Source organism: Veillonella rodentium (assembly GCF_900187285.1).
Classification (GTDB): Bacteria; Bacillota; Negativicutes; order Veillonellales; family Veillonellaceae; genus Veillonella; species Veillonella rodentium.
The window spans coordinates 171,247-186,577 of sequence record NZ_LT906470.1 but is presented as its reverse complement, the minus strand read 5'-3'; the positions used below and the strand labels follow the sequence as shown (position 1 = coordinate 186,577).

15 protein-coding genes are annotated in these 15,331 nt (G+C 44.0%); 9 read left to right on the top strand and 6 right to left on the bottom strand.

Going from position 1 to position 15,331, the window contains the following annotated elements; genetic code table 11:
- Positions 1-164 precede the first annotated feature (164 nt).
- The 5 genes from hisJ to CKV62_RS00635 all read right to left on the bottom strand — a co-directional run bounded on the left by hisJ (position 165) and on the right by CKV62_RS00635 (position 4,772).
- On the bottom strand, positions 165-1,028 hold the full coding sequence (gene hisJ / locus CKV62_RS00655; RefSeq protein WP_095064840.1) for a histidinol-phosphatase HisJ: 864 nt from the start codon (positions 1,026-1,028) through the stop codon (positions 165-167).
- A gap of 112 nt (positions 1,029-1,140) precedes the next feature.
- Positions 1,141-1,641 (bottom strand): GNAT family N-acetyltransferase, encoded by a 501-nt coding sequence (locus CKV62_RS00650; protein WP_095064838.1) that lies wholly within the window; start codon positions 1,639-1,641, stop codon positions 1,141-1,143.
- Positions 1,642-1,738: 97 nt separating this feature from the next.
- Positions 1,739-2,410 (bottom strand): energy-coupling factor transporter transmembrane component T family protein, encoded by a 672-nt coding sequence (locus tag CKV62_RS00645; protein WP_095064836.1) that lies wholly within the window; start codon positions 2,408-2,410, stop codon positions 1,739-1,741.
- A 9-nt stretch (positions 2,411-2,419) separates the two neighbouring features.
- Positions 2,420-3,232: an energy-coupling factor ABC transporter ATP-binding protein gene (locus CKV62_RS00640; protein ID WP_095064834.1), complete on the bottom strand. Its 813-nt coding sequence runs from the start codon at positions 3,230-3,232 to the stop codon at positions 2,420-2,422.
- Positions 3,225-4,772 (bottom strand): tryptophan transporter, encoded by a 1,548-nt coding sequence (locus CKV62_RS00635; protein ID WP_095064832.1) that lies wholly within the window; start codon positions 4,770-4,772, stop codon positions 3,225-3,227. Before CKV62_RS00635 ends, CKV62_RS00640 begins: the two co-directional genes overlap by 8 nt.
- A gap of 565 nt (positions 4,773-5,337) precedes the next feature.
- Here CKV62_RS00635 and CKV62_RS00630 point away from each other — a divergent pair.
- The 9 genes from CKV62_RS00630 to rbsB all read left to right on the top strand — a co-directional run bounded on the left by CKV62_RS00630 (position 5,338) and on the right by rbsB (position 12,780).
- Entirely contained in the window at positions 5,338-5,859 is a 522-nt protein-coding gene (locus tag CKV62_RS00630) for a cysteine hydrolase family protein (RefSeq protein WP_095064830.1), read from the top strand.
- Between the two features lie 121 nt (positions 5,860-5,980).
- Positions 5,981-6,637, top strand: coding sequence for an NAD(P)H-binding protein (locus CKV62_RS00625; protein ID WP_038116657.1), 657 nt, complete (start codon positions 5,981-5,983; stop codon positions 6,635-6,637).
- Positions 6,638-6,871: 234 nt separating this feature from the next.
- Complete coding sequence (locus CKV62_RS00620) at positions 6,872-7,153, top strand: type II toxin-antitoxin system Phd/YefM family antitoxin (protein WP_095064828.1); 282 nt, start codon at positions 6,872-6,874, stop codon at positions 7,151-7,153.
- Between the two features lie 4 nt (positions 7,154-7,157).
- Positions 7,158-7,484, top strand: coding sequence for a type II toxin-antitoxin system RelE/ParE family toxin (locus CKV62_RS00615; protein WP_095064826.1), 327 nt, complete (start codon positions 7,158-7,160; stop codon positions 7,482-7,484).
- Between the two features lie 343 nt (positions 7,485-7,827).
- Positions 7,828-8,718: a ribokinase gene (rbsK, locus tag CKV62_RS00610; RefSeq protein WP_095064823.1), complete on the top strand. Its 891-nt coding sequence runs from the start codon at positions 7,828-7,830 to the stop codon at positions 8,716-8,718.
- A gap of 187 nt (positions 8,719-8,905) precedes the next feature.
- The gene (rbsD, locus tag CKV62_RS00605; RefSeq protein WP_095064820.1) at positions 8,906-9,319 is read left to right on the top strand and encodes a D-ribose pyranase; all 414 of its coding nucleotides are present in this window, start codon (positions 8,906-8,908) and stop codon (positions 9,317-9,319) included.
- A gap of 132 nt (positions 9,320-9,451) precedes the next feature.
- Positions 9,452-10,933 carry a sugar ABC transporter ATP-binding protein gene (locus CKV62_RS00600; protein WP_095064818.1) on the top strand — a complete coding sequence of 494 codons (1,482 nt, stop codon included), beginning with the start codon at positions 9,452-9,454 and terminating at the stop codon, positions 10,931-10,933.
- Positions 10,933-11,868: an ABC transporter permease subunit gene (locus tag CKV62_RS00595; protein WP_095064816.1), complete on the top strand. Its 936-nt coding sequence runs from the start codon at positions 10,933-10,935 to the stop codon at positions 11,866-11,868. Before CKV62_RS00600 ends, CKV62_RS00595 begins: the two co-directional genes overlap by 1 nt.
- 9 nt (positions 11,869-11,877) lie before the next feature.
- Positions 11,878-12,780 carry a ribose ABC transporter substrate-binding protein RbsB gene (gene rbsB / locus CKV62_RS00590; protein WP_095064814.1) on the top strand — a complete coding sequence of 301 codons (903 nt, stop codon included), beginning with the start codon at positions 11,878-11,880 and terminating at the stop codon, positions 12,778-12,780.
- A gap of 360 nt (positions 12,781-13,140) precedes the next feature.
- On the opposite strand, the gene CKV62_RS00585 is transcribed toward rbsB, so the two are convergent.
- Entirely contained in the window at positions 13,141-14,898 is a 1,758-nt protein-coding gene (locus CKV62_RS00585) for an S-layer homology domain-containing protein (protein ID WP_095064812.1), read from the bottom strand.
- Positions 14,899-15,331: the final 433 nt, after the last annotated feature.

Genomic DNA, 15,331 nt, shown 5'->3' with positions numbered 1-15,331 from the left:
TATTTATTATTGCTTTTTGATGGAGTATTCCCTATTAGCCAAATGACAAAAGGAAGGTCTGTACTTGTGCGGCGACTTTGCGTAGAACGGAGCAAACAAGTATAGACCTTCCTTTTAACTAAATTATCGTAATATAACTACCCCAGCAAAAAGCAATAACACTGTTATCCCCATACGCGCTCTATATCCTTAACGCTATGTGCATCGGATCCCAATACGAACGGTACACCGATAACGGCAGCCATGCCCTGTATAAATCGACTCGGATACATTTCCTGACAGTCCGGCTTGAAGAAACCGCTCATGTTATAGTCCAGTTCACGGCCCTGAACGCGCATGATATGTAGGATATCACTCACCATTTGTGCGTTACGGCGGTCAAAATGATGCTCAAAGCCGAAATGATGTTGATATTTCTTGATTAAATCAAAATGACCGATTCGTTTCGGCGTATATTCGCCGAGATCGGCACGCACCGCCTGGTGTACGGTGGCAAAATATTTGTAATACAAATCAAACTGCTTTTGTATCCACGGACCGAAGCCCCGTTCAAATTCTTCAGGGCTGTAGTCAATGCAATAGAAAGCATTATCCACACCTTCCATAAAATGCACGGACAGAATATTCTCCTCCGTCAACGGACCATAGCGATCTAAAAACTCCTGAATATCCGCTTCATAGCCCGGAATGTAATCCACTTCAAAGCCCAGTGAAATATCAATATGCGTACCGTATGCCCGTTGTAACTGGCGTCCCAATTCAAGATAGGCATCCACTTGATTCAGTTTTAAGGAAGCCGTTTCGAGGGCTTTCATATCACCGCCGTATTCCGACGCAAATCCCACCGGCAACGGAGCATGTTCCGTAAGACATACTTTTTCAATGCGCAATTCGATGGCTTTTTCAATCATCATCGCGGTCCGATCCCCGCTGCCGTGCGGACATAGTTCCGTATGTACATGACCATCGACGAGACGGCTGCGATATGTGCTGTATCCCACGAACTGCCGTTCATATTTCATATTCATTCTATCACCCTATTCGCCTTACCCCACGGCGAACCCTTATAGATAATCTATCCCTTTGCATATATTATAAAATTACAGTTCACTCAACAGCTTCATTCTCTTCCAGCTTTTATTATACCAATAATGAGTATGTTTCGGTATCCTGATACGCACCATTTTTAAATCCTACCTGCGGCGTCAGTCCGCAATAGGTAAATCCGAAACGCTCGTGCAGTTTAGTACTGCCTTCATTACCGGCCGTAATCACGGACACCACATTATGTAAACTTTCATCACCCTTGGCCATATCCAAAATATAACTCATCAATTTCGTTGCGATACCTTTTCCACGGTAATCCTGATGAATATAAATGGACAGTTCCACGGTACTTTTAAATGCATCCTTCATTCGATATGGTGAAAGTGACGCATAGCCGGCCACAACATCATCAACGGTTCCGACAATGATCGGATGATGCTCATCACGATTGTGTTCTGCAAACCATTCATGCCACTCCGCTAACGTACGCGGTTCCAGGTCAAGTGTAGCCACGCCGTTGAGGACTTCGTAATTATAAATGTCTAAACAGGCCGGAATATCTTCAGGACAGGCTAACCGAATATATAACTGCATATGGTACTCCCAAATCTATTATCTTTATAATAAGTCTATTTTAGTGTACCATACATCAAAAAAGCTGTCATAGCATATCGCTACAACAGCTTAAGAATCAATTATATAATACGAAAATTAATATGGTAACAACTACCAATCCCGCTATAACGCCATAATCAAGTGAACGGAGTCCCACCGACGCCGCAAAGCTGTGCGTCGGTCCGCCAAAGCCCCGCAGTTCCAGGGACAGCGCCATGGTTTCAGAGCGTCCCAAGGATTTCAGGAGCAACGGCTGAATCACGGATGCATAGGATTTGATACGCTTGACAAAGTTTCCCTCCAAGGATAAGCCACGACAGGCCTGCGCCTCCTGTACGGCGTGGCTTTCAGCAATAAAATCAGGCACGAAGCGGAGCGCCGCGGTAAACATAAATGCGTATTCATAAGGAATTTTACATTGCGTTACGAGGGCCGCCGTCAAATCCTGCAATTTCGTCGTCGCCAAAAGAGCGATGAACACTAATGTCATAGCAAGCATTCGCAAGCCGGACACGATGGCCGATTCCACATCGCCGCTGCCGAGGAATTGGATCAGTCCTAAAAACACGGCAAATGAAATCAATGCAAAAACAGTTTTGTATTGTTTCACTAACAGACCGAATACGAGCAGAACTGCCGATTCGAAGATCACCAGCGCTAACAGGGACGGCCAGTCTCGAAGCAATATGGCCCACACGGATACGGCGAGGGTCATCAAAATTTTTGTTAACGGTACTAAACGTTCCATATGTCCCTCCTATTTTCCGCTCAACTGAGCCACTAATTTCGATTTCAATTCATCCATGGACTTGCAATAGCCTAATTTCGGTACCGCCAGTGAAAGTTCCACACTTGGCGGCTTCGTAAGTCCCAAGTCAAGTAATTCGTCGGTGGATTTCATAAATAAATCCTGCGGCGTACCGTCAAAGGCGAGAGTCTGATGTCCCATGATAAGGGCACGACTGCATTCACCGGCCATGATTTCCATATCGTGTGTGATAAGTAAGATCGTGATGCCTTCATTGTTCAGTTGACGCAACAACTTCAGTAATTCCTTCGTTTCCTTGCCGTCCTGCCCGCTGGTCGGTTCGTCAAGGATGAGGATTTTAGATTGCATTGCAAGTGCCGATGCAATGGCAACGCGTTGCTTTTCACCGCGTCGCAATGTCGGAGGATAAGCATCCTTCAAGTGAGAAATTCCCGTTTTGACGAGCACATCCTCAACGATGCGATTGACTTCGTCCTTACCGCGTCCGAGCGATTCCGGTCCGAAGGCAACCTCCGTAGCAACGGTCGGTCTGAACATCTGGCGATCCGGCTGTTGAAACACGTAACCGATGAACTGCCCGCGCTTTGATGCGGGCATCGCGGTAATATCCGTGCCGTTATAATACATATGGCCGCTCGTAGGACTTTCAAGGCCCACTAAAAGACGCGTAATCGTCGTCTTACCGCAACCGTTGCGACCGCCGATGGCGATATATTCGCCGCCGTCGATCGTGAAAGATACATTTCGGAAAATATCTACGGTCGGCACATAGCCGAAACTTACATTTTCAATCTTAAGCATGCGTGCCACCGTCCTTTCCGTTTACGATTTCATCAACGGCACTTTCACCATGAACCTCAACCTGAATGGCATGCGCCATTTCCAACTGATGCAGGCCCTTAATGGCGGATTCGATGCTGAGCCAAGGTTCATCACTGTGAAAGCCCGCCTGTTCCAGTTCCATATAGGTTGTAAACACGGACGGCAATGCATCAACGTGAATATTATGCTCGTACATGTAACGAAGCGTAGTAGGTACATCATCGTCACAAGCGATAGAGCCGTCCACCATGAGAGCCATGCGATTTGCGTACGGCAACACGGCATGAAGGTCATGATCGATAACCACAACAGTAATATTGTGATTCCGGTTCAAGCCGCCCACAATCCGATACAGTTCCGCGGTACCGTCCGGATCAAGAGAGCTGGTCGGTTCATCAAGCACCAATATAGACGGATTTGTAGCCAATACGGAGGCAATGGCCAGCCGTTGACGCTGTCCTCCGGAAAGGCTCGTAATCTTGCGATCCTCTAAACCTACAAGACCGACCTGTTCAAACACCTCTTGGGAACGCGCTTCAATCACATCTCGATGATATCCGCGATTTTCCATGGCGAATGCCACCTCTTCGCGAACGGTCATCGTTACGAGCTGCGTATCATAATCGGCGAGAACAACCCCGATATGATTCGCCAATTCAGGAATTTCAAGCTGTGTCGTCGCTTTCCCTTCTACAAAGACCATGCCTTCGAGACGACCGCCGTAAAATTTAGGCACCGCCCCTACCATCGCCATACAAAGGGTACTTTTACCACAACCGGCAGGACCCGTCACGACGAGAAAATCACCGTCATGCACATCGAGATTGATGTTCTCCAATGTCGGAGCGGTCGACTTCGGATGATAATAATTCATATGCTCGATGGAAATTTTCGCCTGCCGTTCCGGCAAAATGGTGAGTCCGCTATGATCCGATGTTAACTGATCCGCATCCGGCAACATGCCGCGCTTTGAGAACAATCGCTGAGCGGGAATATATAGAATCGGCGTAATGGCACCGTTCAACGCACCGACGATGAGTACCATAGGCCACATACCGTACATATATACATTATTCGGCAATCCTAGGATCTGCCACAAAATCGTTACGAAGATACCGCCGGACACAACGGTCGCCAGAAAGCCCGTAATAACCGGCGTAATATCAAAGCCGCCTATTTTACGGAACTTGACGGACATCATAGCACGCGCTACGAGGGCCGCCGTCAACGCGCCACCCGGTTCGGACAATAAGTTACCGTACGGGAATGCCGATTTAGACGTCAACACATTGATCAGCGCCGCCACAAGACCAACCCCTAAAGTTTGACGCAAGCTGGGCCGTGTCAATAAAATAGCCACGCAGTACGTAGCAATCATCCAGTTCGGCGTTACCCCCAATACACTGGGACTCACCAAATGTAAAATAGCCCCCAACGCCAGCATCAACGTGCTGACCGTGACCCACCTGAACTGACCACCCTGCACATGAGTATACACAAGATCCTGAATCCGTTCCATAATTGCCTCATTTCTATAAAAATATATATGGATTTATTTTATCATTGTTCCATCAGTTTTGCACGCGGTGTTCTATCAGTTTGATATGCCGTCCACCAAATAGATATGTAATCATTGTGTCTGGAAAGGCATATATATTCATTGTATAATTGAAATGTTACTACTCCATTCTGGTAACAGAAAGGAGGTGAAGACTCTGTTTGATATTTTCGTTTCCTTAGCAGTGTCTGTCATAGCAGGTATAACTTGTCACTATATCTGCAAGTGGCTGGACAGGCACTCTCGTTAGTAACCAGCACAACAAAAATAGCAGGGCGGCAACCCTGCTATTTTTATTTGTATGAAGACTCTATATCTCCACATCTTCGTTTCCTTTGTCATATATAGGATAGCATTCTATACAAAGATAGTCAACCGTAGTTGTTCTTACGCTAAATCAAGAACTGTCTAATAGCCTGCAATTAACATTAATCTTTTTCATTTACTAACAATAATTTTGACAACGTCGATATCCTAAAAATGTTAGTATATAATATATGTATATATCCCACCAAGGAGGTTCAGCATGACACAGGCATTAATCGTAATCGATATACAAGAAGGATTAGTTAAGGCAAACCCTTACGATGCGAAAAATCTTATCGCTAATACAAAAGCAATCATTCAACATTTCAGAAATCAAAATATAGAAGTAATTTTTATCAGACACTCTGAAGCTGAAGGTTTATTGGCAACGGGTAGCGATAATTGGCAAATCTATCACGAATTAAAACCGCAAGGAAACGAAAAGATCTTTAATAAATATTATAACAGTATCTTCAAAGATACTGAGCTAAAGGAATATTTAGACAACAAAAATATTACCGATTTAACATTCGTGGGAATGCAGGTGGAATTCTGTATCGATACCTCCGTGAAAGTAGGCTTTGAATATGGTTATAATCTCACCATCGTCGAAGATGCCGTCTCTACCTTTGACAACGAACATCTATCCGCCGATAAAATCCTATCATTCTACAAAGAAAAGATTTGGCGGGATCGATTTGCGCAGCTAAAAACAACAAAAGAAATCCTGGGTACTAATTAAACTTTCAGAACCTCAAAGCAATTTCAAGAAATTATTTCTCACCATTTTTTCTCACGTATTTGTCATATATGTATGTTAAAATTTCATCAAATATTTATGCCCGAACATAGGAGGTCTTTTTATGTATAAATATATTACGATTTTAGGAGCTGCGGGCCAAATCGCTCAAAAATTGACTGCTACCTTATTAACATACACAGATATGCATATCACATTATACGGTCGTCAATTAAAACGTCGTCTGGATCCCGAGATTTATGCACATGAACGTATCACCGTTATAGAAGGTTCCTTTCAGAATCCCGCGAAATTGGAAGAGGCCGTGACTAATGCCGAAGTTGTATATGTGAACGCTATGGAATCCGGCAGCGATATGGCCGCCATCGTAAAAGCCCTAAGTCGTAACAATGTACGCCGCATCATCGGTGTCTCCATCGCCGGTTTATCCGGTGAATTCCCGGCAGCTCTCGAAAAATGGACCTTTGACAGTTTACCTATCAGTTATGTACAAGGCGAACGCCAGGCTCGTAATGTGTTGCGCGAATCTAATTTAAACTACACTATTTTACGCCTCACATGGCTTTACAATGATCCGGAAAAGACCGATTACGAACTCATTCCTGAAGGCTCTCAATTCAACGATGCCCAGGTCTCTCGAGAGGCCGTTGTGAAAGCGATTTTTGACATCTTACACGCAGATGATGAAACTCCGTTTACCCGTGCCAGCATCGGTGTCGGCGAACCGGGTACACACTTTGATAAACCAAGCTTTCACTAATATATCACATTAAATTTAGTAGAAAAGAGAAAATACTATATACCAATATCAGACTATCTCCAATACATATGGAGATAGTCTTTTTATATATCATTATATGATTAAAGTATCTAGTTAAAACCCTTTAAATAAATACCTCATATATATTTATATACTGCAATTATATCGTTTAAATGATATAATTATGGTATATAAATAATGAACTAACACTTTTAAAACTATAAGGAGATAACTATGGGAATATTACGTGAAACAATACGTCCATCCTCTGATTTACGAAATAAGTATCCTGAAATTTCTAAATCCTTACAACTTAAAAATGAGGCTGCTATTATTACCGTAAATGGTCGTGGAGACACCGTAAGTCTCGGCTATAATACTTACAATATGTTAAAGTCAAAAATAGAATTACTATCCTCTCTTGTAGAAGGGCAAAACGATATCATTCAAGGTCGTACCACTACACTTGATGAAACTTTCAACAGTATTGATAAAATGCTAGAGCAAATGGGGTAAATCTGTGGAATCCCAAACCTACACAATCATTCCTGCTGAAAAGTTCAATAAAGAGCTACATCAGCAAATACTTTATGTAGCTATGCAGTTTTCAAAAGAAACAGCTATACAAGTCAAAGAAAATATTCAAAATTCAATTTCAAATCTTATGAATCATCCATATATGGGGACTACACCTAAAATTAGAGCGCTTAATGACAGTAACTTTCGAATGTTGATTTTAGAAAGGCTTATTATTTTCTACACAGTTGTAGAGGAAACTAGAACTATTTATTTAATCTCTATACTTGATCAACGACAGGATTATGTAAATATACTAAACGGATTATAACATTTGAACTAAACCAGTGTCTTTAAAAATTAAATACTCTTCAAAGTAGTATATCCTAAATCTAATCAGTACATTTTTACTCATGTAAAGCAATTTTAGGGTATACCTTTTTTATTCCCATATTTTATAGATATTTATATAGATAAACTCGCGTATTTAGGCTATACTAATAAATGATTAAGTTATACTAATAGATATGTGAAAGTAAACGCCTATGCGATTATCGATTACATTAATATAATATATACATTTTATTGTATAAAACATCTCAAAGTTTGTGTATAAAAATAAATGATAAACATTTTTAGTCCCACTAAGCGCTGAGGCTTATTAAGGAGTTATTATGAATCACATTGTTGTTATTGGCAGTTGCAACATGGATATTGTAGTCCTCGCGGATAAACGTCCTGCGGCAGGCGAAACCATTATGGGCAACGACCTGCACATCGCCCACGGCGGCAAAGGTGCCAACCAGGCGGTGGCTGCTGCCCGTCTAGGTGCAAAGGTCACTATGGTCGGCTGCATCGGTCAAGATGCATACGGCCAGATGATTTTAGATAATCTGAAAGAAAATTTCATTAACACAGACTACATTGTCACTGTACCGGACACTACAACAGGTACAGCTCACATCACGCTGGCTGAAGGTGATAATAGCATCATCGTTATTGCCGGCGCTAACGCGAAGGTCGATAAATCCGTAGTAGATAATGCGTGGTCCGCTATCGAGCAGGCCGATCTCGTAATGGTTCAAAACGAGATTCCTGTTCCAACTATCGAATATATCGTGCGTCGTTGTCACGAGGCTGATGTGAAAGTCCTCTTAAACCCGGCCCCGGCGGCTGACCTCGATCCTGAGTGGTTAAAGTTGGCAACATACATCACTCCAAACGAACATGAGCTATCGGCCCTCTACCCTAACCAATCTACGGAAGAAACTTTGTTGGCTAATGAAAACAAAATCATCGTTACCCTCGGCAGCAAGGGCGTCGGCTATGCCGACAAGGGCGAAATCAAAACGGTATCAGGCTTCAAGGTTGAGCCGGTGGATACAACAGGTGCCGGTGATACCTTCAACGGTGCCTTTGCAACGGCTATCGTCAATGGTAAAAGCCTCGCGGATGCACTTCACTACGGTAATGCGGCGGCCGCCCTCTCCATTCAACGCCTGGGCGCTCAAGGCGGCATGCCGACAAAGGACGAGGTCGCTGCATTCTTAACGGAACACGTATAGATTGAACAGGCCTTTAAAAGCTTCACTGGCCGGGGTCGCCTTCGCAGGGCAAAAGTCGCTTCGAAAGGCCTGTTCAATCCAAGCTATACGTTCTTCAAGCAATAAATGCAACTGTCCTCTATAGCAGATAGAATTAATGAATGAGGTTCTAACGCCTCATTCATTGAAATAGAAAAAGGAGTTATCTATGCAACGACACGGCATTTTAAACAGCCATATCGCCAAGATTCTTGCAGATCTCGGCCATACGGATACAATTTGTATCTCTGACTGTGGCTTACCAGTACCCGAAGGGGTTCAAAAGATCGACTTGGCCTTAGAATTCGGAGTACCCGGCTTTGAGCAGGTGGTATCCATCATCGCTAAGCATATGAAAACAGAGGCGATTCACATCGCCCGGGAAATGGAACAGCAAAATGCTGATGCTCACCAGTTTTTAACTTCTACCTTTCCACCGAATCAATTCGAGTGGATTGAAACGAGTCATGACGCTTTCAAAGAAGCGACAAAGCAGTGTAAATGTATTATCAGAACCGGTGAAGTATCGCCGTATGCGAATATCATCTTACGTGCCGACTGTATTTTCAGCGACCGCCCGTAAATGATATAATCGATAAAGCCCTAAATATATGATGTAAATGCATAGTTTTAAATCATATATATACGTATTTAAATCATATATACATATGATATATACGATATCGATACTTTCACCAATAATATAGGAGTAGTTATGGAAATTGTTATGTCAGGCATTGCGAAGGCATTTGGTACGAACCAGGTACTGCGCGATGTGAGTATTACCCTCAAGGAGGGCGAGGTTCACGCCTTGATGGGCGAAAACGGCGCCGGCAAGTCCACCCTCATGAATATCCTCACCGGTATTTATAAGGCGGATGCCGGTACGATTACCATCGACGGCGTAGAACGCACCTTTCAAAATCCGCGGGAGGCTGAACTGAACGGCGTCGCCTTCATTCATCAAGAACTAAATATCTGGCCGAACTTAACGTTGTTGGAAAACCTGTATCTGATGAGACCGAAGCGCACACGGTTCGGTATGCTCGATAAAAAGGCCATGCTCAAGGAAGCACAGGATACATGCCGCGAACTGGGCATCGAACTACCGCTCACGACCGAAGCGGGCCTCTGCTCCGTCGGCCATCAGCAGATGACGGAAATTCTTCGTATACTGATGTTGGATGCGAAGGTTGTCATCATGGACGAACCGACAGCAGCCCTTACGGAACGTGAAACAGCAACCCTATTCAAGATGATGCGCAAAATGAAAGAACACGGTGTTGCCATCGTGTACATTTCGCATCGCATGGAAGAGGTATTCAGTGAATGTGACACCATTACGGTCATGCGTGACGGTCATACGATTATCACCAAGCCGACAGCGGATATTTCCGTAGACGAGGTGGTACGCCACATGGTAGGCCGCTCCATCAATGAATTTTATCCGGACCGCACCACAACACCGGGCGAGGTTGTCATGAGCGTAGATAACTTGCAACCGCACGGCTTCGACAATGATATTTCCTTCAACTTGCGTAAAGGTGAGATCCTCGGTGTGGCAGGTCTTATGGGTGCGGGCCGAACCGAAATCATGCGCGCCATCTTCGGTGTGGACAAACACAACGGTGGAACCATTACGGTAAACGGATCCGTCCTCAACTGTAAAAAGCCGGAAGATGCCATCAATGCGGGCATTGCTTTCATCACGGAAAACAGAAAAAGCGAAGGGTTGATCCTCGATTTTTCCATCGGTTCCAACATTACATTGCCGAACCTCGGCGAAATTTGCCCGAACCATGTGCTGAAAAAAAATAAATTAGAGTCCTTTGCTGACGAATTATCTAAAAAGCTGGGCGTTAAAACTCAGTCGATTCACGAGCCCGCATCGTCCCTTTCAGGCGGCAACCAACAAAAGGTTGTCATCGCCAAATGGGTCGGCAAAAAGCCGTCCATCATCATCATGGACGAACCGACACGCGGTATCGATATCGGTGCAAAACGTGATATTTATGATTTAATGAACGAATTAACGAACGATGGTGTGTCCATTATCATGGTGTCATCCGAACTGCCTGAAGTGCTCGGCATGAGCGACCGCGTCATGGTCATTCATGAAGGGCGCGTAGCAGGTATCTTGGACCGCAGTGATGCAACACCGGAATCGATTATGACATTAGCCACAGGAGGACAATAATGGACAGCAAAGCTCTACAATATGTAAAAAAATTAGGCCCCCTCATCGGCCTCATCTTATTATTTGTAATCATCTCTGTCATGAACGACAGTTTCCTTGAATTCTCTAACTTGCGTAATCTGTTGCGCCAAGTATCCATCAATGCGATCATCGCCTTCGGTATGACATTCGTCATCTTAACTGGCGGTATCGACTTATCGGTCGGCTCCATCCTCGCCCTCTCCAGTGCGGTGATGGCAAACCTCATTGTAACTGGTACTGACCCTGTATTGGCTATCGTGTTAGCCGCAGGTGCGGGCCTCGTATTGGGCGGCATCAACGGTCTCGTTATCACCTACGGCCGCGTAGCCCCATTTATCGCTACACTGGCGACGATGACGATTTACCGCGGTGCGACTTTGGTATTCACCGACGGTAATCCAATCTCCGGACTTACGCAGGCCCCTCTATTCCACGCCTTTGGCCAAGGGGATATCGCAGGCCTTCCGGTACCGGCTATCACCATGTTTCTGGCTTTCATCATCCTCTGGTTCGTATTGAGCCGCACCTCCTTAGGTCGCAAAACATACGCCGTAGGGGGCAGCGAAAAGGTCAGTTACATTGCCGGCATCAAGATTGACCGCGTTAAAATCTTCGTGTATGCCTTAACCGGTATGCTCTGCGGCATCGCCGGTGCAATCATCACATCTCGTCTTAACTCTGCACAACCTACAGCAGGTGCAGGCTACGAACTGGACGCTATCGCAGCGGTGGTTCTTGGCGGCACAAGCCTTGCAGGCGGTCGTGGTCATATCGTCGGCACTCTCATCGGTGCCCTCATTATCGGTACCCTCAACAACGGGTTAAATATTCTCGACGTTTCCAGTTTCTATCAACAAGTCGTAAAAGGTATTGTCATTTTATTGGCGGTTCTTGCTGACCGCAAGAAAGCCTAGGAGGTTCCTATGAAAAAACTATTATTACTTTTGGCGATGGCTATTATGGTTATCGGTCTTGTAGCGGGCTGTGGTAAAAGTTCCGATAACGGCGGTGACAAAAAATCCGGCACGATCGGCTTCTCTGTTTCCACATTGAATAATCCGTTCTTCGTATCTATGAAAGAAGGCGTTGAAGCTCAAGCCAAAGTTCTCGGTCTTAAGGTTAAAATCGTTGATGCTCAAAACGACCCTGCAAAACAGGCAAACGATATTTCCGATTTACTTGAAAGTGGCGTATCCGTATTGATCGTTAACCCTGTAGACTCCGCAGCAATTTCTACTTCCGTAGAAGCGGCAAACGCTAAAAATATTCCTGTAATCACAGTTGACCGCTCCGCCGATAAAGGCAAGGTAGTGGCTCACATCGCTTCCGATAACGTAAAAGGCGGCGAAATGGCGGCACAACTCATCGCTGATAAATTAGGCAACGGAGCCAAAGTAGCTGAGCTTGAAGGTATCCCCGGTGCTTCCGCAACGCGTGAACGCGGCCAAGGCTTCCACAACGTAGCTGACAAATCCTTAACAATCGTGGCAAAACAAAGCGCTGACTTCGACCGTACAAAAGGCTTGAATGTAACGACAAACATGTTGCAGGCTAATCCGGATGTACAAGCTATCTTCGCTCATAACGACGAAATGGCATTGGGTGCTATCCAAGCCGCTAAATCCGCAGGCAAAACAATCTTCATCGTAGGCTTTGACGGTACTGCGGATGCGGACAAAGCTGTTCAAGACGGCACATTGGCTGCAACAATTGCTCAACAACCGGACCAAATGGGTAAAATCGCTATTGATACAGCTCAAAAAGTCATCAAAGGCGAAACTGTAGAAGCTAAGATCCCTGTAGATCTTAAAGTTATAAAAAAATAAGACACTTGCCCCGCAAGTAGAAACGGGTAAACACCCCATCGATACAAATAAAATCATCGGAGTCAGACTGTAGTGGTTAAACGCCTGTTGATTTTAACTCGTATCTTGATGAATATATGGAAACTGGTATGAAAACAGCCGCAATGCAAATGCATTGCGGCTGTTTTATCTATCATATTTTCTCAACCTATAGCTATTCGCTATACTGTATTTCAGTATATTTGTCGATAGGTTTTCTTTCTAGAAACTCTTTAAAAAAGTTAATAAATACACAAAAAGCCAACCGCATCCGAAGGATACGGTTGGTTTTGAAAGGAGAATGCATCTCTTCTATAGATAACCAACGGCTGTCTATAGAAATTATTTTGTTGGAGTGGTTGTATCTGTTGTAGTTGTTGTACTTGTTGCAGAGATACGGGAACCATATACGTCACGTTCGTTTTTAGGTTCGTTATTAACACGAACACGTTCTGTCTTATGACGATCATTATCATCACCGGAAATACGGTCAATGCGATAATGGTTAAGACGGATATTCTGTAATTCAGGACCGAATTCATCCATTGCGCGACGCATATTGTCATCGATTGGAGCACCGTTTTGAAGTGCACGATACAACATAGTTGCGAATTCATAACGAGTCATCTTCACATCGCCCTTGAACGTACCGTCAGGATAGCCCACAAGAATACCATTACCAGCCAATTGGCTAATGTATTGGTAAGCCCAATGATTTTTAGGAACATCCGGGAATTCAGCAGTTTTGCTAGGATCGATAGCATGTGGATTCAAGATTTGTAACAAGTTATTGTATCTGTTTTCCATATCTTGAAGGCGTGCATTAAGTTCAGCAATTTCACGGCCCATAGCTACACGGGAACGGGATTCCGGAGCACGTTTACCAAGGCGTAAGGATATACCCGCATTCAATTGAGGGTTGCCGTTACCTACAGTACTTCCGATGGAAATCATTGTATCTTCATTAGGACGGTAGAAAGCACCTAAAGCGCCTGCATTCGCATTACGGTAATGACCGTAACCTGCAGCGATAGTCCATTTATCATCCGGATTGAAGTCCAATGGATGCAAGGATGCTAATGCAGCAGAACCGGCACCTACGCGATTAATACGTTTACCCAATTCACCGATACGGCCATTAACATTGGTAATTTCAGTACTGATACCGTTAGTGATTTGTGTTTGCAAATCATTTGCTACGGAGTACAATTGACTACCGTTTACAGCATCTGTGGATGTAGCGGAAATTTCACCGGCAGCCACATTATGAATTTGACGTTCCTGACCTTCTTTACCTACGGATACGGAACCTGTAGGAGAAGTACCGGCAAAGCCACCAAATGTGTGATTAGCAATACTTGCACTGGATACATTGGTAGCCGCACGTGTAGTGGATAAATGACCTAATGCAACGGAGTTTTCAGTAGTGGCTTCCGCTTTATCACCGATAGCAGTTGCATAATTTGCAGTTGCTTTAGTATCAGAGCCGAATGCATTGGAACGTTCTCCCTCGGCATTTGCGCCGGCACCATACGCCTGTGCATGCTCACCATTCGCATATGCGGAAGATCCCATAGCGTTAGAGTGATTACCGAAAGTGCGTGCATCAGAACCGATTGCATTAGCTTTATAACCACCGGAAAGTGCTTCATGGCCGATAGCTATAGAACGATCAGCAAGAGCCCCTGAACGCGTACCGATTGCCGTGGAGGATACGCGATCAGCCTGTGCATTATGGCCGATAGCTGTCGCTTCACTCAAGTTTGCGTGAGATAAATCACCGATAGCAATGGCGCTACTACCTCGTGCGATGTTCTCATTACCAATCGCAACAGAGTCGGAACCAAAGTTACCTTCCACGCGAGTCGACTCATCCGGTTCATTAATATAATTACGGTCACGGTAACTATGATCCGCAGGAATAACGCTATTATTCGTACCGATAACAGTAGCATTACTTGTACCTCCAGCTATAGTATTTCCTGTACCATAGTCAGTACTTGCCGCCATTGTCACACTCGCAGGCACTACAGTCGCACCGACTGCAACAGCAGCCAATACAGCATACGCTAAATTTTTTGAATGTTTGTTTTCTCTCATTCTTACACCTTCACTTTAGATTAAACTTATTAACCTGATATACAGTCAATATAAATTAATACCACGGCTCTCATGATAGAACAGAGATTCGGAAATATAAAATTTCATCTCCATTTCACCATTCTTGGTTTAAGAATAATTTATATTGTTTATTGCCCGCACATCATATCAGATATCAGAAACAGATACAAGTATTTTCTTTACATTGCCTCATTAAGATTTCTTCATGAAACCTGTAAATGCCTTTAAATTAAACTTTTCGACTATTTTTATCAAATCGGTAAATTCATGCTAAGGGTAGATTTTTCCTCATATTAAGAGTCATTTTTTACATATTATTTTTCTTAACTTATTAATAAACCAGTTAATTATAAGTTTATAAAAATACTATGCGCCGCAAATCACGAAATTTTCATTTAACAATTACCTATGA